At 67.5% G+C, this 26,420-nt stretch carries 25 protein-coding genes; 16 read left to right on the forward strand and 9 right to left on the reverse strand.

All coding sequences use genetic code 11. The annotated features are described in order from the left end of the window. Positions 1 to 22: 22 nt before the first annotated feature. Positions 23 to 1,261, forward strand: a complete 1,239-nt coding sequence (locus tag AC1DDH_RS15225) for an MFS transporter (protein ID WP_476955750.1) — start codon at positions 23 to 25, stop codon at positions 1,259 to 1,261. 63 nt (positions 1,262 to 1,324) lie between these two features. On the opposite strand, the gene AC1DDH_RS15230 is transcribed toward AC1DDH_RS15225, so the two are convergent. After that, positions 1,325 to 1,822: an Lrp/AsnC family transcriptional regulator gene (locus AC1DDH_RS15230; protein ID WP_018773770.1), complete on the reverse strand. Its 498-nt coding sequence runs from the start codon at positions 1,820 to 1,822 to the stop codon at positions 1,325 to 1,327. A gap of 133 nt (positions 1,823 to 1,955) precedes the next feature. On the opposite strand from AC1DDH_RS15230, the gene AC1DDH_RS15235 reads away from it, so the two are divergent. Beyond that, the gene (locus tag AC1DDH_RS15235) at positions 1,956 to 3,119 is read left to right on the forward strand and encodes a trans-sulfuration enzyme family protein (RefSeq protein WP_476955751.1); all 1,164 of its coding nucleotides are present in this window, start codon (positions 1,956 to 1,958) and stop codon (positions 3,117 to 3,119) included. A gap of 16 nt (positions 3,120 to 3,135) precedes the next feature. On the opposite strand, the gene AC1DDH_RS15240 is transcribed toward AC1DDH_RS15235, so the two are convergent. Further along, positions 3,136 to 4,449, reverse strand: a complete 1,314-nt coding sequence (locus AC1DDH_RS15240; RefSeq protein WP_476955752.1) for an MFS transporter — start codon at positions 4,447 to 4,449, stop codon at positions 3,136 to 3,138. A 92-nt stretch (positions 4,450 to 4,541) separates the two neighbouring features. On the opposite strand from AC1DDH_RS15240, the gene AC1DDH_RS15245 reads away from it, so the two are divergent. After that, entirely contained in the window at positions 4,542 to 5,564 is a 1,023-nt protein-coding gene (locus AC1DDH_RS15245) for a LysR family transcriptional regulator (RefSeq protein WP_476955753.1), read from the forward strand. Between the two features lie 169 nt (positions 5,565 to 5,733). On the opposite strand, the gene AC1DDH_RS15250 is transcribed toward AC1DDH_RS15245, so the two are convergent. Beyond that, positions 5,734 to 6,804 (reverse strand): nitronate monooxygenase, encoded by a 1,071-nt coding sequence (locus AC1DDH_RS15250; protein WP_476955754.1) that lies wholly within the window; start codon positions 6,802 to 6,804, stop codon positions 5,734 to 5,736. A 51-nt stretch (positions 6,805 to 6,855) separates the two neighbouring features. Here AC1DDH_RS15250 and AC1DDH_RS15255 point away from each other — a divergent pair, with 51 nt between their 5' ends. The 9 genes from AC1DDH_RS15255 (at position 6,856) to AC1DDH_RS15295 (ending at position 15,857) form a co-directional block, all read left to right on the forward strand. Then, positions 6,856 to 7,794, forward strand: coding sequence for an N-acetylglucosamine kinase (locus AC1DDH_RS15255; RefSeq protein WP_476931165.1), 939 nt, complete (start codon positions 6,856 to 6,858; stop codon positions 7,792 to 7,794). Between the two features lie 34 nt (positions 7,795 to 7,828). Beyond that, positions 7,829 to 8,284, forward strand: coding sequence for an NUDIX hydrolase (locus AC1DDH_RS15260; protein ID WP_028275721.1), 456 nt, complete (start codon positions 7,829 to 7,831; stop codon positions 8,282 to 8,284). 355 nt (positions 8,285 to 8,639) lie between these two features. Next, on the forward strand, positions 8,640 to 9,806 hold the full coding sequence (rsgA, locus tag AC1DDH_RS15265; protein WP_476955755.1) for a ribosome small subunit-dependent GTPase A: 1,167 nt from the start codon (positions 8,640 to 8,642) through the stop codon (positions 9,804 to 9,806). A gap of 226 nt (positions 9,807 to 10,032) precedes the next feature. Then, the gene (locus AC1DDH_RS15270) at positions 10,033 to 11,136 is read left to right on the forward strand and encodes an ABC transporter ATP-binding protein (RefSeq protein WP_476947236.1); all 1,104 of its coding nucleotides are present in this window, start codon (positions 10,033 to 10,035) and stop codon (positions 11,134 to 11,136) included. Then, complete coding sequence (locus tag AC1DDH_RS15275) at positions 11,136 to 11,876, forward strand: ABC transporter permease (RefSeq protein ID WP_476858937.1); 741 nt, start codon at positions 11,136 to 11,138, stop codon at positions 11,874 to 11,876. Before AC1DDH_RS15270 ends, AC1DDH_RS15275 begins: the two co-directional genes overlap by 1 nt. Continuing rightward, complete coding sequence (locus AC1DDH_RS15280) at positions 11,873 to 12,619, forward strand: ABC transporter permease (protein ID WP_223913873.1); 747 nt, start codon at positions 11,873 to 11,875, stop codon at positions 12,617 to 12,619. The genes AC1DDH_RS15275 and AC1DDH_RS15280 overlap by 4 nt, the downstream gene beginning before the upstream one ends. After that, complete coding sequence (locus AC1DDH_RS15285) at positions 12,616 to 13,581, forward strand: ABC transporter substrate-binding protein (RefSeq protein WP_223913874.1); 966 nt, start codon at positions 12,616 to 12,618, stop codon at positions 13,579 to 13,581. The genes AC1DDH_RS15280 and AC1DDH_RS15285 overlap by 4 nt, the downstream gene beginning before the upstream one ends. A gap of 130 nt (positions 13,582 to 13,711) precedes the next feature. Beyond that, complete coding sequence (locus AC1DDH_RS15290) at positions 13,712 to 14,932, forward strand: pyridoxal phosphate-dependent aminotransferase (RefSeq protein WP_079550274.1); 1,221 nt, start codon at positions 13,712 to 13,714, stop codon at positions 14,930 to 14,932. Between the two features lie 70 nt (positions 14,933 to 15,002). Next, positions 15,003 to 15,857 carry a polyphosphate kinase 2 family protein gene (locus AC1DDH_RS15295; protein ID WP_476850328.1) on the forward strand — a complete coding sequence of 285 codons (855 nt, stop codon included), beginning with the start codon at positions 15,003 to 15,005 and terminating at the stop codon, positions 15,855 to 15,857. A 36-nt stretch (positions 15,858 to 15,893) separates the two neighbouring features. Here the strand turns inward: AC1DDH_RS15295 and AC1DDH_RS15300 are convergent, their stop codons facing one another. Further along, the gene (locus AC1DDH_RS15300) at positions 15,894 to 16,124 is read right to left on the reverse strand and encodes an exodeoxyribonuclease VII small subunit (protein WP_476850329.1); all 231 of its coding nucleotides are present in this window, start codon (positions 16,122 to 16,124) and stop codon (positions 15,894 to 15,896) included. Between the two features lie 142 nt (positions 16,125 to 16,266). Next, entirely contained in the window at positions 16,267 to 17,553 is a 1,287-nt protein-coding gene (gene xseA / locus AC1DDH_RS15305; RefSeq protein ID WP_476955756.1) for an exodeoxyribonuclease VII large subunit, read from the reverse strand. A 255-nt stretch (positions 17,554 to 17,808) separates the two neighbouring features. Between xseA and AC1DDH_RS15310 the strand changes: the two genes are divergently transcribed. Together AC1DDH_RS15310 and AC1DDH_RS15315 are read left to right on the forward strand one after the other, a co-directional pair. Further along, on the forward strand, positions 17,809 to 18,669 hold the full coding sequence (locus AC1DDH_RS15310; protein WP_230009061.1) for a hypothetical protein: 861 nt from the start codon (positions 17,809 to 17,811) through the stop codon (positions 18,667 to 18,669). Between the two features lie 9 nt (positions 18,670 to 18,678). Continuing rightward, positions 18,679 to 19,767: a 4-hydroxy-3-methylbut-2-enyl diphosphate reductase gene (locus tag AC1DDH_RS15315; RefSeq protein WP_018773787.1), complete on the forward strand. Its 1,089-nt coding sequence runs from the start codon at positions 18,679 to 18,681 to the stop codon at positions 19,765 to 19,767. A gap of 93 nt (positions 19,768 to 19,860) precedes the next feature. Here AC1DDH_RS15315 and AC1DDH_RS15320 read toward each other — a convergent pair whose 3' ends face one another. After that, positions 19,861 to 21,099: a DNA recombination protein RmuC gene (locus tag AC1DDH_RS15320; protein WP_476955757.1), complete on the reverse strand. Its 1,239-nt coding sequence runs from the start codon at positions 21,097 to 21,099 to the stop codon at positions 19,861 to 19,863. 228 nt (positions 21,100 to 21,327) lie between these two features. Here AC1DDH_RS15320 and ychF point away from each other — a divergent pair, with 228 nt between their 5' ends. Further along, positions 21,328 to 22,413, forward strand: coding sequence for a redox-regulated ATPase YchF (gene ychF / locus AC1DDH_RS15325; protein WP_028275710.1), 1,086 nt, complete (start codon positions 21,328 to 21,330; stop codon positions 22,411 to 22,413). Positions 22,414 to 22,620: 207 nt separating this feature from the next. On the opposite strand, the gene AC1DDH_RS15330 is transcribed toward ychF, so the two are convergent. Beyond that, a complete protein-coding gene (locus tag AC1DDH_RS15330) occupies positions 22,621 to 23,298 on the reverse strand; it encodes a GNAT family N-acetyltransferase (RefSeq protein ID WP_476850332.1) in 678 nt (225 codons plus the stop codon). Between the two features lie 210 nt (positions 23,299 to 23,508). After that, positions 23,509 to 24,012 carry a DUF4188 domain-containing protein gene (locus tag AC1DDH_RS15335; RefSeq protein ID WP_476955758.1) on the reverse strand — a complete coding sequence of 168 codons (504 nt, stop codon included), beginning with the start codon at positions 24,010 to 24,012 and terminating at the stop codon, positions 23,509 to 23,511. A gap of 55 nt (positions 24,013 to 24,067) precedes the next feature. Here AC1DDH_RS15335 and AC1DDH_RS15340 point away from each other — a divergent pair, with 55 nt between their 5' ends. Beyond that, complete coding sequence (locus AC1DDH_RS15340) at positions 24,068 to 24,637, forward strand: TetR/AcrR family transcriptional regulator (RefSeq protein ID WP_476850334.1); 570 nt, start codon at positions 24,068 to 24,070, stop codon at positions 24,635 to 24,637. 909 nt (positions 24,638 to 25,546) lie between these two features. On the opposite strand, the gene AC1DDH_RS15345 is transcribed toward AC1DDH_RS15340, so the two are convergent. Continuing rightward, complete coding sequence (locus tag AC1DDH_RS15345) at positions 25,547 to 26,242, reverse strand: alpha/beta fold hydrolase (RefSeq protein ID WP_476850335.1); 696 nt, start codon at positions 26,240 to 26,242, stop codon at positions 25,547 to 25,549. Positions 26,243 to 26,420: the final 178 nt, after the last annotated feature.

The raw sequence follows: 26,420 nt of genomic DNA on the forward strand, positions 1-26,420 counted from the left end.
GATTTCATGCAAGGGCACGGCCATGACAGTCTTTAGCGAACTCCGCATGCGCCCGGCCACAGCTGACCGCTGGGGCTGGGACGCTTCCACCACCGCACGGCTCGGGATGGCCGGGGTTGTGATCTTTACGCTGCTGGTCGGCGCGAATCTTGCGACGCCGCTGTACCCGCTGTTGCAGGCAAAACTTGGAATCACGGCGCTCGATGTCACGGTGGCGTTCTCGGCCTACGTCCTGGCCCTCGTGGCCACACTCGTCCTGGCCGGCCACTGGTCCGATCACATCGGCCGCCGCGCCGCCCTCGTACTGGCAGTGCTGGTGGGCCTGGCCGGCGGCTTTGTCTTCGCCACCGCGGGCAACCTCGTGGCGCTCTCCGCCGGGCGCGCCCTGCAGGGCGTCGCCGTAGCGCTCGCCACCGGGGCCAGCTCGGCTGCCCTGCGCGAGCTGCTGCCCAGCCGGCCGGAGTGGGCCTCACGGTTCACGCTCCTGGCCTCCGCCGGCGGGGTGGCGGCCGGCCCCGCAATCGGCGGAATGCTGTCCCTCCTGCCGGGCCCGACGTCGACGCCGTACTACCTGCACTCCATCGTCCTCGCCGCCGTGCTGGTGCCCCTGTACCTGCTCAAGGCGCGGCCCGCCATCAGCCTGCACGCCGGTCCCCAGACCCTGCGGGTCCTGGCACCGCGGCGGCCCTCGGTCTCCAGCGACGCGCGCGGCGCCTTCTGGCTGGCGTCGTCCGTGGGCTTCCTGAGCTTCACCGTTTTTGGCTTCTGCCTCTCGCTCGCGCCCGGCTATTTCGCCCAGATTGTCCACGCCGATTCGCGGCCGCTGATCGGCCTGCTGGCAGGGCTGACGCTGGGGTCCTCAGCCCTGAGCCAGCTGCTGGCCATCCGGGGACGATTTGCCGTGTCCGCCGGCCTGGCCGTCCTGGGCGTCTCCGTCCTGCTGATCGCCGCGGCCGCCGCCTGGAGCAGCCCGTGGCTGCTGATTCTGGCCAGTATCACTGCCGGCGTGGGGCAGGGCGTGGCCTTCCGGACCGTGTTCAACGATGTTGCCGGCCGGGTGGAGGCCGCGCGGCACGCCCAGATCATCAGCACCGTCTATGTGATCACGTACCTTGGCAGCGCCTTCCCGGTGATCGGATTGGGGCTCGCGGCCGGGATGGTCGGGCTGCAGAGCGCCGTCGCCGGTTTCGTCACGGTGTGCGCGGCCGCCGCGCTGACGCTGGCGGCCGTTACGCTGCGAGGCGCTTTGCGCCGGGGCTGACTGCCCAGGGTCTAATTGCGCCGGGGCTGACTGCGCCGGGTCTAACTGCGCCGGCCGGGCCCGTTAGGGCAGCGGGCCGTGGTTGCCCTGGATGTGGTCGAAGACCAGCGTGGTTTCGGTGTGGCCCACCACGGGGTCGGTGGCCAGGTTGTCCAGAACCCAGTCCCGGAGGTCCTCGGTGGTGGCGACGGCGATGTGCAGCAGGTAGTCCACTGACCCGGACGTGTGGAAGGTCGAGAGCACTGCCGGCAGTTTGGGCACCCGGGCAGTGAAACGGTCGATCTGCTCGCGGTCATGGGCCCGGAGCCGGACCGCAATGAGGGCCTGGACCGAACGCCCGATCGCGGACAGGCTCAGATTGGCCTCGAAGCCCTCGATGATGCCGCGCTCGGACAGGGCGCGGGTGCGCATCAGCGCGGTCGACGGCGCGATCCCCACGAGCTCTGCCAGCTGTTTGTTCGAGATGCGGGCGTCCGCGACGAGGGCAGCGAGCAGGCGCTCGTCGATCGCGTCCAGCGGCTCGCTGGCTCCCGGCCGAACATTCTTCGCGGTGCTGCTCACGGATCCTCCTAGTAGTGTTCTCCGTTCATCATAAACGGCGTTATCCGACAGTTCCATTCAGATCCTCTACAAAAGCGCGAATTATTGCCAGATACTTGCGGAATTCAATGGTGAATATTCGTAAGGAGCAAGGGTGCTTTCTCAAGATTCATTGGCGGTCCACGCAGGCCGGAGCGGGCTCACGGAACTGGGCGTCCACGCGGTGCCCATCGATCTGTCCACGACGGCGCCCCTGCCGTCCGTGCACGACGGAGGCCTTGCCTACGAGCACATGGCCACCGGCGGCTCACATGTGGAGGGGCAAAGCACGGTCTACCAGCGGCTGTGGAACCCCACGGTGGCACGCTTCGAAGAAGGCGTCGCTGTCCTGGAAGGCACGCCCGAGTCTGTCGCCTTTGCCACCGGAATGGCGGCGCTGAGCGCCGTGCTCCTCGCGGTTGTGGCGGCGGGCAAGAAGCACGTTGTCGCCGTGCGTCCGCTGTACGGCGGCAGCGACTACCTTTTGGCCTCCGGCGTCCTTGGCAACGAGGTCACCTTCACGACGCCGGAGGGCGTCGGCGCTGCCCTCCGCCCGGACACCGGCCTGGTGATCCTCGAGACGCCGGCCAACCCGACCCTCGAGCTGGTGGACATCTCCCGCGTGGCAGCCGCCGCCGACGGTGTGCCGCTCCTGGTAGACAACACCTTCGCCAGCCCGGTACTGCAGCAACCCTTCAAGCACGGCGCGGCCATGGTGCTGCACAGCGCCACGAAGTTCCTGGGCGGCCACGGGGACGCCATGGGCGGCGTGGTGGCCGCAGGCTCTGAATGGGCGGTGCGCCTGCGCCAGATCCGGGCCGTGACCGGCGGCATCCTGACCCCGTGGCCGGCGTACCTGCTGCACCGCGGGCTGGCAACGCTCCCGGTCCGGGTCCGCGCCCAGCAGGCCGGCGCCGAAAAAGTCGCGGTTGCCCTGGCAGGGCACGGGCTCGTGAGGCGGGTTTACTACCCGGGACTGGCCGAATGCGACCCGCAGGGCCTGGTGGGCACACAGATGTCCGGGCCGGGATCGCTCATGGCCTTCGAGCTCGCCAGCGCCGAGCACGCCGAGCGGATCCCGGCCGCCGTCGGCATGATCACCCACGCCGTGTCCCTCGGCGGGATCGATACCCTCATCCAGCACCCGGCCGGCCTGACCCACCGGCCGGTCGAAGCCGCGGCCAAGCCGCACGCTAACCTGCTGCGGATCTCGGTGGGGCTGGAGGACCCGGCCGACATCGTCGCCGACCTCGTGCAGGCGATCGAGGCAACGCAGTAGCCCGCGGGTCCGGTGCCTAGCCCGATGCCGTGACCCTGCCGGCGGCCGCGGTGCCGGCTGCGGGCACCGGCGCGGGATGCGCGACGGCGGTGATTGCCGCCGTCGCGCCGGCCAGTCCGATGACCGTCAGCGCAAGGGCCCTCCAGCCGAACCGCTGGAAGACCAGGCCGCCGGCCCAGCCAAGCACGCTGGAGCCGAGGTAGTAGGCAAGGTTGTACAGCGAGGCGGCCTGCGCCCGGCCCGTCGTGGCGATCAGCCCGGTCCAGCCGGATCCGATGCTGTGTGCCGCGAAGAAGCCGCCCGTGAACAGCAGCAATCCCGCCAGGATCGCGGTCAGCTGTTCCGTGAGCGTCAGGGCCAGGCCGCCTGCCATCAGTGCGGTGCCGGCGATCAGGACGGTGCGCCGGCCGAACCGCGACGTCAGGCCCGCTGCCCAGCGCGCCGAGACGGTTCCGGAGAGGTAGGCCAGGAAGATCAGGCTGATCGCGGTGGCGGGCAGGCTGAACGGTTCCCCTGAGAGCCGGAATCCGAGGTAGTTGTAGACGGCCACGAAACCGCCCATGAGCAGGAATGCCTGGACGTACAGGGCCAGGAGCCGGGGATTGCGGCCATGGCCGGCCAGCGTGCCGAAGGCCCCGCGGAAGCCGCCCGCGGCCGCGGCGGTGAAGCCCTTGGCCCGGGGCACCAGAACAAGGAACAGGACTGCCGCTCCGGTAGCCAGAACGGATACCGCCAGGGCCGCGGCCCGCCAGCCCCACAGTTCGCCCGCAGGCCCGGCGACCAGCCGGCCGGCCAGGCCGCCCAGGGTGGTCCCGGCGACATAGCTCCCGGCGGCGACGGCGGCATGGGCCTTGTTGACTTCCTCGTTGAGATACGCGATCGCGATCGCCGGGATGCCGCCGAGGGCCATTCCCTCCAGCATCCGCAGGCACAGCAGCACGGGGAAGCTGGGGGCCAGGGGGACCAGCAGGCCCAGGACGGTGGCCGCGGTGATGCCCCACATCATTGCCCGGACCCGGCCGATCCGGTCGGCCAGGAAGGACCAGGGGAGCACCGTCAGGGCCAGCCCTACCGTTGCCAGGGAGATGGTCAGCGCGGCCTCGGCGGCCGAGACGCGAAGATCCGCCGCCAGGAGCGGGAGCACCGCCTGGGTGGAGTAGAGCTGGGCGAAGGTTGCGACGCCGGCAAAGGCAAGCCCTGCGAGGATCCGGCGGTAGGCCGTGGAGCCCTTCGGGTGGCCCGCCCATGCGGCAGCGTTGGCTGCAGGATCAGCTGCGTCCTTGGCCGCAGGGCGTGGGCCGGTGCCGGTGGGTGCGGAAATGCGTGGCATGCCTTCAGGCTAAAGCCTGCCCGAGGGATGCTTCCAATGCATGATTTCCATAGAATAGATAGCAAATATGGATCAGTGTGCTGGAGGGGAACATGGACGTCGAACACAGGCAGCTCGTGCAGCTGCTGCCCCTGCTGCCGATGCTGGCGGAACTGGGGCGGACGGAGCACATTACCGAGACGGCCGAGCTCCTGGGCCTGCCGCAGTCGACCGTGAGCCGTGCCATTGCGCGGGCCAGTGCCATCGTGGGGACGGAGCTGCTGATCCGGGACGGCCGGGGCGTGCGGTTGACGCCCGCGGCGAAGGCGCTCATGCCCCACGTCGAGGCTGCCCTGGCCGAATTCCAGACGGGGCTGGACAGCGTCAGGCACGAGTCGGAGGTGGTCCGCGGCCGGATCGCCGTGTCGTTCCAGCACACCTTCGGCGAGGCAATGCTGCCGCTGCTCATCAGTGCGTTCCGGAGCAGGCACCCGCAGACTGCCTTTGACCTCAGCCAGGGTGCACGGGACGGCTGCCTCGCGGAACTGGCCGCGGGCTCCGCCGACGTGGCGCTCACGGCACCCGTTGCCACACCCAGCAAGCGAATCGGTTCGGCCGCGCTGTACCGCGAACCGTTGCGTCTGGTGGTCCACCACCGGCATGCCCTGGCCGGCCGCCGTCGGGCCAAGGTTGCCGAGATCCGGCAGGAGCCCTTCGTGGCGATGGGGTCCGGCTACGGCATGCGCTCGCTGACCGACGCGTTGTTCCGGGAGGCGGGGTTCCGCCCGCGCATTGCCTTCGAGAGCCAGGACTCGCACACCGTCCGCGGCCTCGTCTCGGCCGGGCTCGGCGTCAGCATTCTGCCGCCCGGCGGCTCCGCACCCGGCAGAGCCGCACAAAACAGCCACCACCCGTCGCGGGGCACCGAAGCCGACGACGGCGGACCGGGCTGGGTTGAGATTCCCCTGGATTCAGTCCTGGCGTTCCGCGAGATCGGCCTCGCTTGGCGGGAGCCGGTTTCGCGGAATGCCGTGGCCGATGGCGAGTCCGATCCCGTGCGCTTGTTCCGCGAATTCGTGCTCCGCGACGGTCCGGCGCTCCTGGCAGGCTTCGTGCGCGAACGCTCGGCAGGCTGAGCCGGGCCGACGGGTGTGCCGGGGCCGGTGCGCTCAGGTCGCCGGTGGGCCCCGAGGTCGCCGTAAGGTGACGGCGGTTTGGCACGTTTCCGGCGACTTCGGAGTTCGGCCAGGTCCGGCCGGATTCCGATGGTGGGGGTCGGACGGGGTCGGCGGGGGGCGGCGGCGGTCAGCGGCCGGCGAGCAGCCCTTGCACGACGCCGGCCACGGGTCCGGCTTGTGCCTTCTGCCAGCCCGTGCCCGCCCACAGGTTCAGGCGTTCCGCGTCGCCGGCTGCGGTGGCCGCGGCCCGCAGGGGCGCCGTGAGGTGGTGGACGGCAGGGTAGGCCTCCGGCGCCTCGGGGTGGTCGCGGACGAATTCGTTCTCCAGGGCCCGGGCCTGCCGGCCGGTGAATGCGCGTGTCAGCCGGGTTCGGGTGAAGTGCGGATCGGCCAGGGCATCTTTGTGCAGCTGCTTGGCGCCGCTTTGGTCAGTGCGGAGAAACGCGGTGCCGAGCTGGGCTGCGACGGCCCCGGCACGCAGCACGGCGTCCAGCCCGGCCGCATCCATGATGCCGCCCGCAGCCACCAGCGGAAGGTCGACGGCGGACCGCACCTCGGCGAGCAGCTCCGCCGTCGTGCCGCCCGGCTGCGCAGTTGTGCCGCCCGGCTCCGCTGTGTAAGCCGGTTGCGGCTCCGGGGCCGGAAGGAACGCTGCGCTGTGTCCGCCGGCGCTCGTGTGCTGCACGACGAGGGCGTCCACGCCTTGCCCTGCCGCCTGCACGGCCTCGGCCGCGGTGGTGACAGTGGCCAGCACCGCCGACCCCGCCCGCTGCAGGGCCCGAACGACGTCCGGGCCGGGCAGCCCGAAGGCGAAACTGACCAGCTCCACGGGCTCTGAGAGCAGGGCATCGATCTTTCCCTGCCATTCGTCGTCGTCGTCGAGCCGCAACTGCGGAAGCTCGACGCCGTAGCGCCGGGCGTCGGGGCGCAGCTGCCGCCGGTAGTCCTCGAGTTCCGCCAGCACCGCCGCGGAGGGCGGCAGCTGGGCCGGATCCGGGACAAACACATTCATGCCGAACCGGGCGCCGGACTCCCGGATGGTGCGGATTTCCGCCTGCATGGCCGCCACGCTCTTGTAGCCGGCCGCGAGGAAGCCCAGCCCGCCGGCCCGGTGCACGGCCTCGACGAAGGCCGGTGTGGAGGTGCCGCCGGCCATGGGCGCCGCGATGACGGGTGTGCCGAAAAGATCGTGGGGCATTGCGGGCTCCTTGCAGCGATTCAGTAACCTGATCCAGTGACTAACACTGATATGCCGCCGGCGGCGGACTCCGTTCCATCTTCCACCACGCCATCTGCCACGGCGAGGACAGGTGCCGTGATCGGACTGGACATCGGCGGCACCAAAACCCGGGGCGTCAGGTTCGAGGACGGCGCGCCCGTTGCCGATGAATCGGTGGGCAGCTCCAATGTCCAGAACGTCAGCCCCGAGGAAGCCGCCTTCAACCTCGCGGAACTCTTCGCCAGGATCGGCGGGGGAGACGTCGCCCAGGTCTACGCCGGAGCCGGCGGCATCGACACCGATGACGACGCCGCGGCGCTCGCGGCACTGATTGCCCCGCACGTGCCCGGTGCCCGGATCACTGTGGTCCACGACTCCCGGCTGCTGCTTGCCGCAGGCGGCGCCAGCACCGGCGTCGCCGTCATCGCCGGCACCGGATCGGCCGCGTGGGGCAAGAACGGCCGCGGCGAGGAGGCCCGGGCCGGGGGCTGGGGCTACCTGCTCGGCGACGAGGGCAGCGGCTACTGGCTGGGCCGGGAGGCAGTCCGCCACAGCCTGCGCCGGATGAACCAGGGGCTGGAACCCGACGAACTCTCCACTGCCCTGCTGGCATCCTGCGGGGTGGATGACCCGAACAAGCTGATCGCCATGTTCCACTCGCCCGAGACCGGGCGCCGGTTCTGGGCCCAGCAGGCCCGTCTCGTGGTGGAGGCTGCAGACGCCGGGCATGCGCCGAGCCGGGCCCTCATGGAGCAGGCCGGGCGCGACCTCGCCGACCTCGCCGCGCAGACCGTCCGGCAGCTCGGCATCGAGGGCCCCGTCATCCTGGGCGGCGGACTCGGCATGAACGTGCCGGGGCTCCAGGAGTCGTTCCGCACGGCACTGGCCGCCGCGGGGATCACCGATGTCCGGGTCCTGGCGCAGGAGCCGGTGTTCGGGGTGCTGCAGCTGGTGGCGGAACAGGGCTAGGCGGAGGCAATCCTCCGGCCACTACGCTGGGGGGATGAGCATGCAATTCGACACCCGGCCCGCCGCCTACGCCGTCATCATCCGCGATGCCGGGATCCTCCTGGCGTACTGGAAGCAGGACGGCCGCGAGGGCTGGACGCTGCCCGGCGGCGGCCTGGACCTGGCTGAACACCCGGTGGACGGGTGCCGACGCGAGATTCACGAGGAAACCGGTTACGACGCCGAGGTCGGCGCCATGCTGGGGATCGACGTCGGGCACTGGCCGTCCGAAGTCCGGCTCGACGGCGGCGTACGGGACTTCCAGTCGCTCCGGCTGGTCTATGAGGCGACGATCACGGGCGGGGAGCTGCGTCACGAAGTGAACGGCAGCACCACCCACGCGGCCTGGATTCCACTGGATGAGGTGGCGCAGCTAAACCGGGTCTCGCTCGTGGATGCCGGGCTGCGTTTGTACCGTGAGCGGCCGTTGAACGGAAAACTTTCCGGCTAAACCGCTGGCCAGGCACGGGCACCATCGCTATCCTGTAGAAACCGCCGGCCGCAGCAGACCGGCAATCGACGGGGAGGTGGAAGCAATGACTGCGATATTTCTGAGCGCGCAGCGCACCGATACAAGCCATGTCATTACTCCTGCCCCGTCCCACGGCGCAGCCTAGCCATCGAGCGCTAGTCTCCGCGCGCGGCATCCAAACCGCCGCCGCCCGCAATGCGCCGCACCACGGGGCCCCACCAAAGGGTTTTCGTTGACCATTCATCCTGCATCCCGGGGCGCCGGCAGCGCCCTCATTACCAATTCATCCGAACCTCATTCATCTGTGCCTCATACGTCCGTGCCTCATACGGCCGTGCCCTCCGATGAGTCTGGCCCCGAGGGGCCTGTCCTCTACGGCTACACGGCTGGCGTCGCCGAGCGGTTCGCGGCCCAGCCGGTGCCGGGCGGCGACCGCCCTGGCCGCGTCATCCGGGTGGACCGCAACCTCGTCCTGGTGGCCGAGGGCGGCGGAACCGCCCACCTGCCCTACCCGCGCGGCGGGGAGCTTCCCGCCACCGGGGACTGGGTCTGGCTGGGTCCGAACGCGGCGGGGGAGCCCGCCATCGTGGGCATCCTGCCCCGCCACTCGGAGCTGAGCCGCAAGCGTGCCTTCGAGGCCTCGTCCGAGGCGCAGGTCCTTGGCGCCAACATGGACGTCGTCGGGATCGTCGTTCCGGTGGATCGTCCGCTCACGCACAACCGGCTCGAACGGACCCTGGTTGCGGCGTGGGACTCCGGTGCCACGCCGCTCGTGATCATCACGAAGGCGGACATCGCGGACCTCGCGGACGACGTCGTGGCGACGGTCGTGCGCCAGGCAGCCGGCGTCGACGTCGTCACCACCTCTGCCGAGAACGGCGATGGCCTCGACGAAGTGCTGGGCCATCTGCCGCCCGGCGGCACGCTGGTGCTGCTGGGGCCCTCTGGCGCCGGAAAATCCACGCTCATCAATGCCCTCGCCGGCGTCCCGGCCCAAGAGACGGGGGCAGTGCGGGCGGGCGACGGCAAGGGCAGGCACACCACCACGTCCCGCGCGCTCGTTCCCCTGCCCGGCGGCGCCGTCCTGATGGACACGCCGGGGGTGCGCGGCTTCGGGGTCTTCGACGCCGAGGGAGGAATGGAGGAGATGTTCGGCGACCTCGAAGGGCTCTTCGAGCACTGCCGCTTCTCGGACTGCGCGCACGGCCGGGAGCCCGGCTGTGCCGTGCAGGCCGCGCTCGCCGACGGCGTACTGGAGGACCGCCGGTGGGCCAGCTACCTGAAGCTGCAACGCGAACTCGCCGCCCTGGCGCGCCGCCACGACGCGGCCGCGCGGCGCGCCTACCAGCGCGAATGGCACCAGAAGATCGTCGTAGCGGGCAAGAGCCAGCGGTCGGCCGAACGGGACAACCACGAGAACGCGCACGGCGGCGGAAAGAGCCGCCAGGACGGAAATAGCAGAAATAACAGTGGCGCGAAGGGTGCACGGCGGCCCCGCTGAAGCACACCGCCGGGTGAGACAAGGGCCGCGGTGGCGCGCCGGAAGGATTTCCGGCGCGCCACCCATCCAAAATCGTTGTGCTTCCGAAGCCTTACGGGAGCCCCGCGCCGCTGACATAGTCCGGGGTGCTGGTTAGTCTATGAGCTAACTGCTTTATGGCCAGCACACTGACGAACCGTGCGCTGGCCCGACCAATGTTGCCGCCAACAGTTAGGTAAGCCCGGAAATGGCCGAAGCCATGATCGAGTTCCAGAACGTCACCAAGCAGTACCAGGGCGGTCAGGCCGCCGTTGACGGGCTGACCATGTCCATCGATAAGGGCGCCATCACTGTCTTCGTCGGACCCTCCGGCTGCGGTAAGACCACGTCCCTGCGGATGATCAACCGCATGGTGGAGCCCACGTCCGGCGTCATCACCGTGGACGGGGCAGATGTCACTTCAGTCCCTGCCGCGCAGCTGCGGCGGTCCATGGGCTACGTCATGCAGTCCTCCGGGTTGATGCCGCACCGCTCCGTGCTGGACAACATCGCCACCGTTCCCCGGCTCAACGGCGTGTCCAAAGCCGACGCCCGCAAGCGCGCCCAGGAACTGCTCGACGTCGTCGGGCTGGCCTCCTCGCTCGGCAAGCGGTACCCGTCCCAGCTCTCGGGCGGACAGCAGCAGCGCGTAGGCGTGGCCCGGGCACTCGCGGCCGATCCTCCGGTGCTGCTCATGGACGAGCCCTTCAGCGCCGTGGACCCGGTGGTCCGCGACGAACTCCAGAAGGAGCTCCTCCGGCTCCAGCACGACCTGGCCAAGACGATCGTCTTCGTCACCCACGACATCGACGAGGCCACCGTCCTGGGCGACAAAGTGGCCGTGTTCGCCGTCGGCGGCAAGCTGGCGCAGTACGCCGCCCCGGCGGAGATCCTGCGGGCCCCGGCAAACGAGTTCGTGGCCTCCTTCGTGGGCCGTGACCGCGGGTTCCGGCACCTTGCGTTCAGCCCCTCGGACGGTGTCACCATCCACCCCGTCCCCACTCTCACGCCCGATCAGCTCAGGGCTGAGGGCAGCTCCGATGAATGGCAGCTGGTGGTCGACGACGCTCTCCGGCCCCTGGGCTGGGCCGGGCCCCGCCGCGCCACCGGAACCGCCCCGGCGATGGTTCCCGGAGGCTCCCTGTTCCGGAAGGGGGACACGCTCCGCCGGGCACTGGACGCGGCCCTGTCCTCACCCTCGGGCCTCGGCGTCGCCGTGGACGACGACGGCCGGGTGGCCGGAGTCATCGGAGCCGCCGAAGTCCTCGCCGTCATCGAGTCAGACCGCAACGTCCGGCACGGAGGGCTCTGATGGAGTGGTTCCTGGCCAACAGGGCCGAAGTCTTCAGCCTCGCCGGCCAGCACCTCATCCTGGCCATCCTGCCGATGGTGTTCGGGGTCCTCATAGCCGTTCCGCTGGCCCAGCTCGCCCGGCAGAGCCGCGCGCTCCGGTCCTTGGTGCTCACCGGGTCCTCGCTGCTGTACACGATCCCCTCGCTGGCGCTTTTCATCATCCTGCCGACCATCCTCGGAACCCGGATCCTGGATCCGGTCAACGTGGTGGTGGCCCTGACCATCTACGCCATCGCCCTGCTGGTGCGCGCCACGCTGGATGCCTTCGACTCGGTGGACGAGGACCTGCGGCAGGCCGCCGTCGCCATGGGCTTCAAACCCTTCGCCCGCTTCATGCAGATCGACCTGCCGCTGTCCTTGCCGGTGCTGTTCGCCGGGCTGCGCGTGGTCTCGGTCAGCAATATCTCGCTGGTCAGCGTCGCGGCACTGCTCGGCATCGGCAACCTCGGAATGCTCTTCACCTCCGGCCTCCAGCGTGACTTCGTCACCGAAGTGGTGGTGGGCATCATCGCCATCCTTCTCCTGGCGCTGCTGATGGACGCCGTCCTGGTGCTGCTTGAACGGCTGCTGACGCCCTGGACCCGGGCCGCGGCGGCCACGGGTGGCAGCACCGGTTCGGGCGCGGGCCCGGACAGGACTGGCCCCGCCGCTGCGGCGATGCGGTTTTCGCGTCCCAAGACCGGAGGGGGAAACGCGTGAATAACGTCGTCACGGACACCTTTGCCTGGCTCAGCGATCCGGAGAACTGGTCCGGCAGTGCCGGAATCCCGGTGCGCCTGGCCGAACACCTGTTCTACACCGGCCTGGTGATGGTGATCGCCATCGCCATCGCCGTCCCGATCGGCCTGTTCGTCGGGCATACCGGCCGCGGGCGGGTTGCGATCGTGTCAGTCGCGGGCGCGCTGCGCGCCCTGCCCACCCTCGGCTTGCTCACCTTGTTCGTCCTGCTCGCCGGCATCGGGCTGATGCCGCCGATCTGGGCTCTCGTGATCCTGACCGTGCCGCCGCTGCTCGCCGGCACCTACGCCGGAATCTCCAGCGTCGACCGCAACGTGGTGGATGCCGCCCGCGCCATGGGCATGACCGAGTGGCAGGTCCTGTTCCGGGCGGAATTCCCGAACGCGCTGCCGGTGATGTACGGCGGGTTCCGGACCGGGGTGCTCCAGGTGATCGCCACCGTTTCCGTGGTCGCCTACATCAACCTGGGCGGCCTGGGCCGTTACCTGTTCGACGGGCTCGTGCTCTCCGACTTCCCGCAAATGCTGGGAGGCTCGCTGCTGATCGCCGCCCTTGCCATCAGCGTCGACCTTATCCTTGCCCTTATTCAGAGGCTGTTCCTGTCACGGGGCGCCTCATCCAAGCCGAACCGCAGCCAGCAGGCTGCGGTTGATCTCACAGACCCCGTGATCGCGGAGACTGTTGTTCAAGGAGGTACGTCATGAAGGAATCCCGCCAACGAGGCCTTGGCCGGCGCGCATTCGGCGGCCTGGCCGTCGGCGTCGGCCTGGCCATGGCCCTGTCCGCCTGCGGAGGCTCATCAAACCCGCTGAGCTCGGCCCCGGCCAGCAGCGGTGCCGCCTCCGGTTCCGGCGGTGCCCTGGTGATCGGGTCGGCTGATTTCCCCGAGAGCCAGATCCTGGCCGAGGTCTACGCCGGTGCCCTGAACGCCGCGGGCGTCACCGCCAGCACCAAGCCGAACATCGGCTCGCGCGAGGTCTACATCAAAGCAGTCCAGGACGGCTCGGTGGACGTTGTTCCCGACTACAGCGGCAACCTGCTGCTGTATGTAAACAAGGACGCCACCGAGGTCTCCGCCGAAGACATCGCGAAGGCACTCCCGACCAAGCTCCCGCAGGGCCTGGCCGTGCTCGATGCCTCCAAGGCTGAGGACAAGGACGCCATGGTGGTCACCAAGGCCACGGCCGAGAAGCACCAGCTGAAGTCCATCGAAGACATGGCGAAGGTCTGCGGCGATCTCGTCATCGGCGCCCCGGCGACCTTCGCCGAGCGCGCCTACGGCCTGCCGGGCCTGGCGAAGAACTACAACTGTGTGCCCAAGAAACTCGAGCCGTTCAGCGACGGCGGCGGCGCCGTCACGCTCAAGGCGCTGCTCTCGGACCAGGTCCAGGTCGCGGACATCTACACCACCACCCCGTCCATCCCGGACAACGACCTCGTGGTGCTGGAGGATCCGAAGAACAACTTCATCGCCCAGCAGGTGCTGCCGCTGTACAACTCGGCCAAGATGACGGACAAGGCAAAGGAAACGCTCAACGCGGTGTCCAAGGTCCTCACCACGGAAGACCTCATCAACCTCAACCGTGCCGTGAGCGGCAGCCAGAAGCAGAACCCGAAAGATGCCGCCGACGCGTGGCTGAAGGAAAAGGGCCTCGCCCAGCAGTAGGCACTGGCGACTCTGCGACGCCGGTGTCCGGGCTTACAGCCCGGGCACCGGCGTCGTTGTTGTTACTGCGGCGCCCGTGTGTGAGTCATGTCTCAGCGGAAGTACATCCTCCATATGGCATATTTGATGAATGGCAGAATTCAAGCAGTCCACCAAGCTTCATAATGTCCTTTACGACATCCGTGGACCGATTCTTCAGGCCGCCCAGCAGATGGAGGCGGAGGGTCATCGCATCCTCAAACTGAACATCGGAAACCCGGCCCCGTTCGGGTTTGAAGCGCCGGACGCGATCCTGGTGGACATGATCCGCCACCTGCCGCATGCCCAGGGCTACAGCGACTCGCGCGGCATTTTTTCGGCCCGCACCGCCGTCTCGCAGTACTACCAGACCCGCGGGATCCAGAACATCCACGTGGATGACATCTACCTCGGCAACGGCGTCAGCGAACTGATCACAATGTCGCTCATGGCCCTGCTCGACGACGGCGATGAGGTCCTCATCCCCACCCCGGACTACCCGCTGTGGACGGCCTCGGTTGCCCTGGCCGGCGGGAAGCCCGTGCACTACCTCTGCGACGAAGAATCCGGCTGGCAGCCCGACCTCGAGGACATGGAAGCGAAGATCACGCCGCGCACCAAGGGCATCGTGGTCATCAACCCGAACAACCCGACAGGTGCGGTGTACCCGAAGGCGACGCTGAAGAAGATCGTTGCCCTCGCGGAGAAACACGGCCTGGTGCTCTTCGCCGACGAAATCTACGAGAAGATCCTCTACGAAGACGCGGTACACGTAAACCTCGCCTCGCTCACCGGCGACGATGTCCTGTGCCTGACGTTCAGCGGGCTCTCCAAGGCCTACAGAGTCTGCGGCTTCCGGGCCGGCTGGATGGCCATCTCCGGGCCGAAAAAGGCCGCCGCGGACTACCTCGAGGGCATCAACCTGCTGGCCAACATGCGCCTCTGCGCCAATGTGCCGGCCCAGCACGCCATCCAGACCGCCCTCGGCGGCTACCAGAGCATCAACGACCTCATCCTGCCCGGCGGGCGCCTCCTGGAACAGCGGAACAAGGCCTATGACATGCTCAACGCCATCCCGGGCGTCAGCACGCAGCAGGCGCGCGGGGCCATGTATCTGTTCCCGAAGCTGGACCCCGAGGTCTACCACATCCGCGACGACGAGAAATTTGTCCTGGACCTGCTCCGCGAGCAGAAGATCCTGCTGTCCCACGGAAGGGCGTTCAACTGGGTCCGGCCGGACCACTTCCGGATGGTGACGCTGCCGAACGTCAAGGACCTCGAGGAAGCAATCAACCGCATGGCGGACTTCCTGAGCCGGTATAAGGGGAACTAGGCTTCGGTCAGCAGCGGAGCTCGGGGACTCGCCCGCGCAGCGGCTGCACGAAACTGGAAAGAGGCTTTCCATGACAGATGCTGTGATGTTCGAGCGGCACCCCGCCGAGACGCTGCTGGTCGGAAAAAAATTCAAGCTGAAGGACTGCGACCCGGACTCCACCCCGGGCTACCCGGGCGGGAAATCCGACGGCGAGGCGCTCCTGGCAGAGCTCGATGGCAAGCTGACCACCCTGCAGGAGCAGCTTTTCGCCGAATCCCGGTTCGGCGGCACCAAGCGCATCCTGCTGGTCCTGCAGGCGATGGATACCGCAGGCAAGGGCGGGATCGTCAACCATGTCATGGGCCAGATGGACCCGCAGGGTGTCCAGCTCAAGTCCTTCAAGGCGCCGACCCCGGAGGAGAAATCCTACGATTTCCTCTGGCGGATCGAGAAGGCAGTGCCGGGGGCCGGCATGGTGGGCGTCTTTGACCGCTCGCATTACGAGGACGTCCTGATTCACCGGGTCCACCGCTGGGCAAGTCCCGAGGAACTGGAGCGGCGCTACAAGGCCATCAACGAATTCGAGGCAAGGCAGGCGGCAGCCGGGACCACGGTGGTCAAGGTCATGCTCAACATCAGCCGGGACGAGCAGAAGGACCGGCTGCTCGCCAGGCTGGATGACGAAACCAAGGTGTGGAAGTACAGCAGCACCGACCTCAAGGAGCGCGCCTTCTGGAACGACTACATGGATGCGTACCAGGAGGCGTTCGAGAAGACGGCCACTGACATCGCGCCCTGGTACGTCGTGCCGGCCAACAAGAAGTGGTACGCCCGCATCGCGGTGCAGCAGCTGATGCTGGACGCCCTGGAAGGGCTGAAGCTGCAGTGGCCGGATCCGGAGTTCGACGTCGATCTGGAACGGGATCTGGTCGAGCGCTCCTAATACGGAGGGAACCGGCACGCCGCGGCGTGCCGGTGCCTAGCTCTTGTCCGCGGCCTGGTCCCGGGCCGCGGCGAGCCGCTTGCGGGCGCCTTCCAGCCACTGTTCGCAGCGCTTGGCCAGCGCTTCGCCGCGTTCCCACAGCGCAAGCGATTCCTCCAGGCTTGCGCCGCCGGCCTCCAGCTTGCCCACCACGGCGACCAGCTGCTCGCGGGCGTCCTCGTAGCTGAGGGCCTCGATGTCGGCGTTCGGGTTGGGTTCTGCTGCCATGTGGGTGCTCCTTGATTGTCGCGGTTTGTGCCGCGGTGACGCTGTCTGTGGTGCTGACGGGGGTGCCTGTTCGGGGCGCTGACGGGTGGCCGTGTTCTGTGGCGCTGACGGGTGGCCGTGTGGGCACGTCCGTCCGCCGGGGTTATTCCTCGGCCGGTTCCTGGCCGCCGGTGGATTGGGCCGTGAACCGGCCGCCGGCCACCCGAACCGTGAGGTCCGTGCCGGCGGGCACCTGGGACGGATGGCGCACAACGTCCCGGTGCGCCGCGGGGGCGTTTCCGTCGCCGGCGAGCTGGACCACCGCGTAGCCGCGATCCAGTGTCTTTTGCGGCGAGAGTGCGCGCACCTGCGCCTTGAGGTGGATCAGTTGGTCCGCTGCCCGCACGACGGCGGCGCTGATCGCCGAGTGCGAGCGGACCTTGAGCCGTTCGACGTCCTCGTGGCGCTGGCTGATCATGACGTCGGGGGAGAGCAGCACGGGGCGCGAACGCAGGGAGGCCAGCCGGTCGCCCTCGCGTTCAACGAGCCGGGTGACCCCGCGACGGAGCTGGTCCCGTGCCTGCCGGACCCTGACAAGCTCCTCGGCGACGTCGGGAACTATCCTCTTCGCGGCGTCGGTGGGCGTTGATGCCCTGAGGTCTGCGACGTCATCGAGGATAGGCCGGTCCGCTTCGTGCCCGATCGCGCTCACTACGGGGGTGGACGCGTCCGCGACGGCCCGGATGAGCTCCTCGCTGCTGAACGGCAACAGGTCCTCGAGGGCGCCCCCGCCGCGGGCGATGACGATGACGTCGACCACGGGGTGGGCGTCGAGTTCCCGCAAGGCCGCGATCATCTGGGCTACGGCGGTGTTCCCCTGGACCGCTACTTCGCGGATCTCGAATTCGACGGCCGGCCAGCGCAGGGCGGCATTGCGCAGTACATCCTTCTTGGCGTCAGAGTCGCGGCCGGTGATCAGGCCGATCCGGTGCGGGAGCAATGGAAGCCGCTTTTTGCGCGAATCGGCAAAGAGTCCTTCGGCGGCGAGGGCCTGGCGCAGCCGCTCGATCCTGGCCAGGAGGTCGCCGAGGCCCACGGGCCGGATGTCCTTCACAGACATGTTCAGCCGGCCCGTCTTGAGCCAAAATTCGGCCTTGATCAGGGCTACAACCCGGGAACCGCGTTCCAGCGGGGCGGCCTGGCGGTCCAGCACTGTGGTCCAGACCGATGCCGGCAGCGAGATTTCGGCGTCGATGTCCCGCAGGGTCAGGTAGGCGTTGCTGCCACGCCGGTTGAGTTCGATTACCTGCCCCTCAACCCATGCCGAGGGCGCGCGGTCGATATGCATCTTGAGCTTCTGGGACAGCAACTGCAGCGGCCAGGGGTTGTCCGGACTGGTTTGGGCCGCGGTGGCCGGTAGCGTGGTGGCCGCCGCCGCGTCCTCAGGCATGCGTGGGCTCCATGGCCGGGAGTGCCTGGTGGAGTGCCTTGTGCATATGTGTGCGTGTCCTTTGCTGCGTGCCGCTTACTGCATGTCCTTACACCGCGACTGCCGGCGGCCCGCTCCCCGGCGGGTGGGCCGGCCGGCAGCCGGAAGTTGTCTCTGTCAACTCTATCCATAGCTCTACCACCGGGGTCCGACTTTATGGCCGCGCCCGGCCCCGCCCTAGGATGGGAGGGATGCCATCAACCTCCTAGGAATCCCTTGCGCACTTTTGTCTCTGCCGTCGCCGTCCTCATCGGGCTCCTGATGGCAGCCGTCGCCGTTCCAGCCATGTGGGTGGACCAGAACATCGTCCAGGAAGAGGGCTTCGTTGCCCTGACCGCGCCGCTGGGCAAGGACCCGGCGTTCCAGCAGCGGCTGGCCGCGGCCGCCGTCGACGGCCTGGCCGCCAGCGCCGGCATTCCCGAAGCCTTCACGGAGCTGGCCCGGCCGGTCCTGGACAGCGCGGCGCGCTCGCTGACGGGACTGCCCGGCTACCCCGAGGCCTGGGCTGAAACCCTGCGCAAGAGCCACCGCCTCACGTTCGCCGACCCCAGCACGCTGCCGCCGGAGGTTGACGGGTCGTCCTCGCTCACCCTGGATGTCGCGCCGCTTGCCGGGCTGGTGGCCAAGCAGGTCACTGCGGCGACCACCCTTCCGCTGGAGGCGCCCGGCCAGGTGCTGATCCATATCGGGCAGTCCGACCAGCGCCAGATGATCGAACGCGTCACCGTCTACGCCCCGATGGGCTACGCCGTTGCCGTCGGCGCGGCCATCGCCTTCATTCTGGCGTTCGTTGCGGCCCGACGCCGGTGGACCGTGCTGGTCGGAATGGGCGTTGGGACGCTGGTGCTCGCGGGGGTATGGAAGCTTGCCAGCGATGCCGCCGGCGCCGCTGTCGCCGGGACCTCGAGCGGTAACGATGTGGCGGAGCTGTTCAAGAACGAGTTCGTCGCGGCGTGCTCTGCCAGCTTCGGCCAGTGGATCGTCGCTGCTGCCGTCGCGGGAGCAGCACTGGTAGCCACGGGAGTGGCTGTCCGGGTCGCCGGCGGCCGCAAACGGGGCAGGATTGAACACCGGTAGCATGGGAGCATGACCACCACCGCTGTCTCCGTTCCGATGCCATCCGTTCCGCGCAGGCGGCGTTCCCCGGAAGACGTCCTGGCCGCGGCCCCGGTCGCCGGTCCCAAAAAGGTCCTCCTGGCAGCCCCGCGCGGCTACTGTGCCGGCGTGGACCGTGCAGTCATCGCGGTGGAAAAAGCCCTGGAACACTACGGCCCGCCGGTCTACGTCCGCAAGCAGATCGTGCACAACGTCCATGTGGTCAGCTCCCTGGAGGAAAAGGGCGCCATCTTCGTCGATGAAACCGACGAGGTTCCGGAAGGCGCCCTCGTGATCTTTTCCGCGCACGGAGTCTCGCCCGCCGTCGTCCAGTCCGCCGAGGACCGCGGCCTGCGCACCATTGACGCGACCTGCCCGCTGGTCACCAAGGTGCACCGCGAAGCCGTCCGGTTCGCCAAGGATGACTTCGACATCCTGCTGATCGGCCACGACGGCCATGAGGAAGTCGAAGGCACCGCCGGCGAGGCCCCCGAACACATCCAGATCATCAACGGCCCGCACGAGGTCGACAAGGTCACGGTCCGCGACCCGGAAAAGGTCATCTGGCTCTCGCAGACCACCCTCAGCGTGGACGAAACCATGGAGACCGTGCGCCTGCTCAAGGAGCGGTTCCCCACCCTGCAGGACCCGCCCAGCGACGACATCTGCTACGCCACCACGAACCGCCAGGTGGCCATCAAGAAGATCTCGCCCCAGGCGGACCTGGTGATCGTGGTGGGCTCCGCCAACTCCTCAAACTCGGTCCGCCTCGTGGAGGTGGCGCTGGAATACGGCGCCAAGGCCTCCTACCGGGTCGACTTCGCCAACGAGGTTGACGAGACGTGGTTCGAGGGCGTCGCCACGGTGGGCGTGACGTCGGGGGCCTCTGTCCCGGAAGTCCTCGTCAAGGATGTGCTGCGGCTTCTCGCCGACTACGGCTACGGATCGGTCGAGGAAGTCGTCACGGCCGAGGAAGACCTCCTGTTCTCCCTGCCGAAGGAGCTCCGGGCCACCCTGAAGCAGGCCGGCGACGTCACCCGCGCCCTCGGCGGCCGCGGCACCCGCCCCGAACAGTCCTAGGCACCGGACACTCCTAAGCACTGGACAGTCCTGGGTACCGGACAGTCCTAAGCACTGGACAGTCCTGGGTACGGAGACCCAAGCGCAGGGCACCTAGGCCGCGGACTCTTCTGACTCGTCACGAGACTGAAGTTCCGGGGCCGCGACTGCCCGCGGTGTAACTTCGACGGCGGGGGGAGTGGCCAGTCCGGCGGCTTCCAGGGCGTTGAGTTTCCTCGCGGTCGGCAGGACGCGCGCCTCAAGGGTCCCGACCATGGAGTTGTACCGCTCAACCGAGGTCTTCAGCGAGGACCCCAGCTTGGTGACGTTCTCGCCGAGCGTGCCCATCCGGTCGTAGAGCTGCCGGGCGAGCTCGAAGAGTTCCCGGGCGCTGTCCGTCAACACGTCCTGCCGCCACGTGAACGCCACCGACTTCAGCACCGCCAGCAGGGTCCCGGGGGAGGCCAGGACCACGTTCTTGGCCAGCGCGTAGTCCAGCAGGGCCGGGTCGGCCGTGAGGGCGGCGGCCAGGATTGATTCCGCCGGCAGGAAGCAGACCACCAGCTCCGGAGAGTTGCCTGGGATGTCCCAATACTTCTTGCTGCCCAGCGCGTCCACATGGGCCTTCAGGGCCTTGGCATGGGCGGCGAGGTGCGCCTGCTGGCTGCCGGGCAGCTGCGAGGACTGCTGGCCCGCCTGGGCGGCGCCGAGGTCCTGGGCGGCAAGATACGACGCCAGCGGGACCTTTGCGTCGACCACCAGCTGCTTGTCGCCGGGCAGCTGCACCACGAGGTCGGGCCGGAGGCTGCCGTCCATGCCGGAGCTGTGGCCCTGCCCGCTGTGGAGCTGTTCGTGGAAGTCCACGTGCCGCAGCATGCCTGCCGCCTCGACCACCCGGCGCAGCTGGACCTCGCCCCACTGGCCGCGGGCGCTGTTGGAGCGCAGAGCGGACTCCAGCGCATGCGTGGACCGCAGCAGCTGCTCATCGGACAGGCGGGCCTCCTGCAGCTGCTGGGCCAGCTGGCCGTACTGCTCCAGCCGGTCGCGTTCGAGCAGGGATACCTGCTGCTGCACGGCAGTGAGCTTTTCTGCCACCGGCGCCAGCGCACGGAGCACACTGCCGTCGTGGTTCCGGGACTCGCCGAGTTCCCGGTTCTGGGCCGCGAGCAGGCGCCTCTCGGCGTCGGCGGCGGCGAACTGGGCGCTGACCTCGGACAGCCGGGCTGACACGCCGTCGAAGTCCTGTTCCACGGCCAGATAGCGCCGGCGCAGCAGGACATAGACGACGGCGGCGCCGGTGACGGCGCCCGTGAGCAGCATGAGCAGGGCGAGAATCAGAGAAAAAGCTTCCATGCCTTCACTGTGACATGCCCCTGTGACAGTTTTGGCTTCGACGCCCGGAACACCCTGGAACACCCGGAAACACTCCGGGATGTACCCGCCGCACCACCCGACAACGCCCCGGGAACACCCCACACCGCCCCACACCGCCCCGCGCCCGCGCCGGCACCCTGCCGCCGCACAGGCGCAGCCGCAGGCCGCAGCAACGGCCGGCGGCTGGTGCGGGTAGAATATATGCTCGTGGCTCTTACTATTGGCATCGTCGGACTGCCCAACGTCGGCAAATCAACCCTTTTCAACGCACTGACCCGCAACCAGGTCCTCGCGGCGAACTATCCGTTCGCCACGATCGAGCCCAACATCGGCGTCGTGAACCTGCCGGATGCCCGGCTTGAAAAGCTGGCCGGCATCTTCGGCTCCGCGCGCCTGCTGCCCGCCGCCGTGTCCTTCGTGGATATCGCCGGCATCGTCAAGGGCGCCTCCGAGGGCGAGGGCCTCGGCAACCAGTTCCTCGCCAACATCCGTGAGGCCGAGGCCATCGCGCAGGTTGTCCGCGTGTTCGATGACCCGGACGTCATCCACGTCGACGGCAAGGTCGATCCCAGCTCCGACATGGAGACGATCAACACCGAGCTGATCCTGGCCGATCTGCAGACCATCGAAAAGGCCATCCCGCGGATCGAAAAAGAAGTCAAGATCAAGAAGCGGGAGGCCGCCGAACTGGCGGCCATCCTGGCGGCGCAGGCAGTGCTGGAACGCGGCGACACCATCTTCTCGTCCATCAAGAGCGACAAGCTGGAGATGGAGCACCTCAAGGAACTCGGCCTGCTCACGGCCAAACCCTTCATCTATGTCTTCAACTCCGACGAGGGAATCCTCGGCAGTCCGGAGAAGCAGGCGGAACTGCGGGCCCTCGTGGCCCCCGCCGACGCCATCTTCCTGGACGCCAAGCTCGAGTCCGACCTGGTGGAGCTCGACGAGGCAGAAGCCCGCGAGATGCTGGAAATGAACGGCCAGGATGAATCCGGGCTGGACCAGCTGGCCCGCGTCGGCTTCCACACCCTCGGACTGCAGACCTACCTGACGGCCGGCCCCAAGGAAACCCGCGCGTGGACCATCCGCCAGGGCGACACTGCCCCGCAGGCGGCCGGCGTGATCCACTCCGATTTCCAGCGCGGCTTCATCAAGGCCGAGGTCGTCTCCTTCGATGACCTGATCGAGGCCGGTTCCATGGCCGAGGCGAAGGCCCGCGGCAAGGTCCGGATCGAAGGCAAGGAATACATCATGGCCGACGGCGACGTCGTGGAATTTAGATTTAATGTGTAGATTCTTCGCCTGAATCAGTAGAAATGCCGCCCTCCGTGAAACGTACGAGGGCGGCATTTCTTGTAACAGAATTGATAGTCGTAGCGTCGAGGACCTTCGGACGGAGTCCGGGTGCATAGGAAATTTCGGGGTTTTTCCCCGGATACCCAATGACCTGCGACTCCAACGCGAGGCGATGCGGGTCTTTCCCTTACCAGCGCTCACGAGTCATTTCACAGCTAACCCCTTGATGCCGACCGGGGAGGGGGCCATCCCGGTCGTTTCCTTATGGCCCGATTCCGTCGGAGGCAGATCCGGTACGCTCCGTGGACCTGCAGTCCACTCCCGGTCCAGTATTCCGAAGACGAACTCGCTTCCCCACGTACCTTTGAAAAAGACGTTTTCGTGGAAGTGGGCTTCCCTCCGCATTCCCACCCTCTCAAGAAGCCGGGCCGCAGAATCGTTGAGCGCGTCGGTGACAGCTAGTATGCGGTGGAGATGCAACTGCTCGAAGGCGTAGCCGAGGAGCCCCAGAACCGCCTCACGGCCATACCCGTGCCCCTGGTGCTCGGGCGCTAGCGTAAATCCCAATTCCGCCTCGCTCTTTTCAGTGTCGTTCACCTTTAATGCAACATCGCCGATGAGAATGCCGTCGGCACGTCTTTCGAGGGCGAACTGGTACCACTCTCCCGGTATGCCGGGCTGGATGTTTTGCATCGAGTTGATGAGGGTGCGACCTTGTTCAAGGGTGTAATTGCTCCAGCTTTGGTACCGCTCGACCTGGGGCTGGGCGCGATAGGCGGCAAAGGCTTCTGCATCTGCCGGATGGAATGGGCGGGCATGAAGGCGCGGTGTTTCGAAATGGGCGACAGCGGGTCCTGTTTCGGGGCCGTTGAAAGTCGGCATTTAGTTTCTTCTCCTCGTAGGAACTTTGGATTTGTTTCGGGAGTGCTGCGGCCCGTTCGCACGGTGGTGAGGCTTGCTGCGCCGGGTTCACCGGAAGCGTGCCGGGTCGCCGTCCGTGGCGGAGAATCGCGGCGATGACTCCAATCAACAGGCTCTGCCTTCACTATTGGCCGGGGACCTTGCACAGTGAGAAACTGCAATCTAGACGGCTCATTCGGACAGACGCCAACTTACCTCGTCTGCCTCCAAGCGCTGGCGTGCGGTGTTCAGTCCCGCTCCCACTGGTACGTGACCGGTAGCGGCTGCCAGCCCGAAGACCGGCATATCGGTATACACGCTTTCCCTGCCACCGGGCATCGTCTCGTAGGTTTCGTGCCATACGCCGATGTCGCCAGTACCGGCGGATTCGCGCATGAATCGGCGCCAGGGCTCAAGGTGCGGCGCCGACCGGTCGGCCGCGAACCGCTGCAGATGCTCCGGGCTCCTCCAGTAGCTGATCATGATGGTCGTCCGCCCGAACCATTGCTGGTAGCCCAACAATCCAGCCTCCGGCGTCTTGGCCAGGTGGGCAAGCATCCTGGGCATGGCCGCCCCCACCCTTGCCACTTTCCCGAATTGCCACCACCGGTTGGCGCGCATCCCAATCAGGAAGATTGTCACCGGGCCGCCTCCGGGATCGGCAGTGAAACGTCCTGCGTGCACTTGCTCCGACATGGGCTTCTCCTATTCATAACGCTGTTACAGAACAGTGTTATGCCATACTTGTCCTATGGCAAGACCCATAGTCCACGATGAGACCCTGCGTCGCAGGCTGCTCGACACCGCAGCCTCCCTCATCGCCCGCGACGGCGCCGCCTCCTTATCGCTGCGCAGTATTGCCGCTACCGCTGGGACGTCGACGACGGCGGTGTATTCGCTCTTCGGGGGCAAGGCGGAGCTGTTGACTGCCGTGCTCGACGATGGCTTCGCTTCCTTTGCTGCCTCCCAACAAGAGGTCGCCGCTGCCGGCCTCGAAGCATTGGGCCGGGCTTACCGAACTTGGGCACTGGAGCATCCGATCCTCTACGGCCTGATGTTCGGCGGCTCACTGGCCGGCCAGGTGCCGTGTCGGCCGACGCCGGGTGCCACTGAGCCGTCGATCGCGCCGCTGTTCGCCGCGGTTGCCGCAGCGCTGCCCGGAGCAGCGGATGACGAGATCGCCTCGATGGTCGCCGTCGTGTGGGGCCAAGTCCACGGGCTGGTGTCACTGGAGCTGGCCGGTGCACCGGCTGCTGGCTGGATCTGGGATGTGGCCTATGATGCCGCTATCAGCCAGATTGGCCGCTCGCTGCGACGCTAGGGAACATTAGTCCTCAAGCAGCCGGCGGACCATGGGGTCGCAGTAGCCGTCGAAATCCGGATCTCGTGATGGTCGACCAGTATGTTCGTCAGCGTACCCCCTGTTCTACAACGGGTTGTTTGGTGACGGAACGTGGTGGAGTTCCGCTTTAACGTCTGAGTCAGCTCCGGTACCTCCCGGGAATCCTCGGCCGAAGTGTTGGGGAACTTAACGTTCTTCCGAGACGGTGATTGTTCCCGAGGCGGTGGCGGCTCGGAGTGCGCTAGCCTGAACGGCGTGGACCGCATAGACATGGATGACGCTGCAACGCTCGTGACCCTGCTGCATGATGGGAGGCGCTCCTCGTCGCTCCGTGCGCTGCTGCCGGGGTGGGACATGCTGCAGGCCGACGTCCCTTCCCGGGAACGGGTAGAGACGGCAATAGCGGTCCTGGTCGGTTCCAGCCTTGCTGAGGTCGACTCATCCTGGGGGATGCGGCTCACGGAGCAGGGCGTGCAGCTCAGGCGGTCCGTGAAAGGTGCTCGGGGGACGCGGGAGATCCCGGGGGCAATCAGCGATCTGCTGGTAGGACGCCAGTTGAGCCGTGCAACGCTGAGTCTTCCTCACGAGGTCTTTGATGCGGCGCGCGAGGACTATCTGGACGCGGCCCAACGCAGGGCTGAGCGCCGATCGCGACATCGCTGGTGGTGGCCCGACCCATCCAGGCCCCGTCCAAGGAAGCCGCCATCCTCGACCTCCTGAGAAGCACGAACGGCCACCCGTGACGTTGTTCGACTGCGGAACGTCGTGGAGTTCCGCTTCAACGTCTGGTTTCTGATCTCCCTGAGGCCAAAAGCGATAGCCGCTAAGAACACGTGTTCTTGGCGGCTATCGCTTTTGCGAGCGGGTGAGGGCTTCACGGACAGTTGGCTATGTGGCGGACTCAAGCCAGGAGCTAACGGCGTCCCGTGCGGCGGCGGGCTGCTCATGGAACAGGAAGTGGCCGGCACCCTCGACGACGGTGAACCGGGCCGTGGGCAGCGCTTCTGCCATTTCTTCCGCAGCGTTCAGAGGGATGAGGCGGTCCTGGGCTCCGTGGATGATCGCTGTCGGGCAGGCGATGGACGGCAGAATCGAGCGAAGATCGGCGCGCTGCACGACTGCCTGCTGCTGTCGGAGAAAGGCTTCTGCACCGACTGGGCTGGTCATGGAGCGCCAAGTGGCTAGGAGTGCATCGTCGGATTCGTTGTCTGCCGCGACGACGCCAGGGAAGGCGGCGTCGACAAGAGCGTCGAAATGCCCGCCTTCAACGAGCGCGGACTGGCGCGCCCGCGCTTGGAGCTGCTCCGCGGAGTCGGCTCGGGCGGACGTGCTTACGAGTGCGAGAGCGGTGACGCGATCGGGCGCCTGGCGGATGACTTCGAGGGCGACGTACCCTCCCATGCTTGTTCCGAGAACAGCAATGTCGCCGACGTTCTCGCGGAGGATCCGTTCGGCCATGGCCGCAATGGTGTCGTCGTGCCGGGTATCGGCCAAAGTGACTTGCCCGCGCGTCCAGACGGTATCGATCACCGGGGCGTAAGCGAGCGGAGAGCAGAGCAGAGGCGGTATCAGGACAATATTCACGTTCTCAGTCTTGCTGCACCTGCCGACAATAAACTATCGACGCAGGCGTTCTGGCTCACGGTAATCATTTCGACCACCAGAACAGACCAACCGCGTTGATCCAACACACGAAACCGAATCTGTTATCAACGGGCGATGCTTACGGGCTTTACGGCCACGTTGTTAGGATCGGGCCGAC

Source organism: Arthrobacter sp. 10T425, from assembly GCF_056393985.1.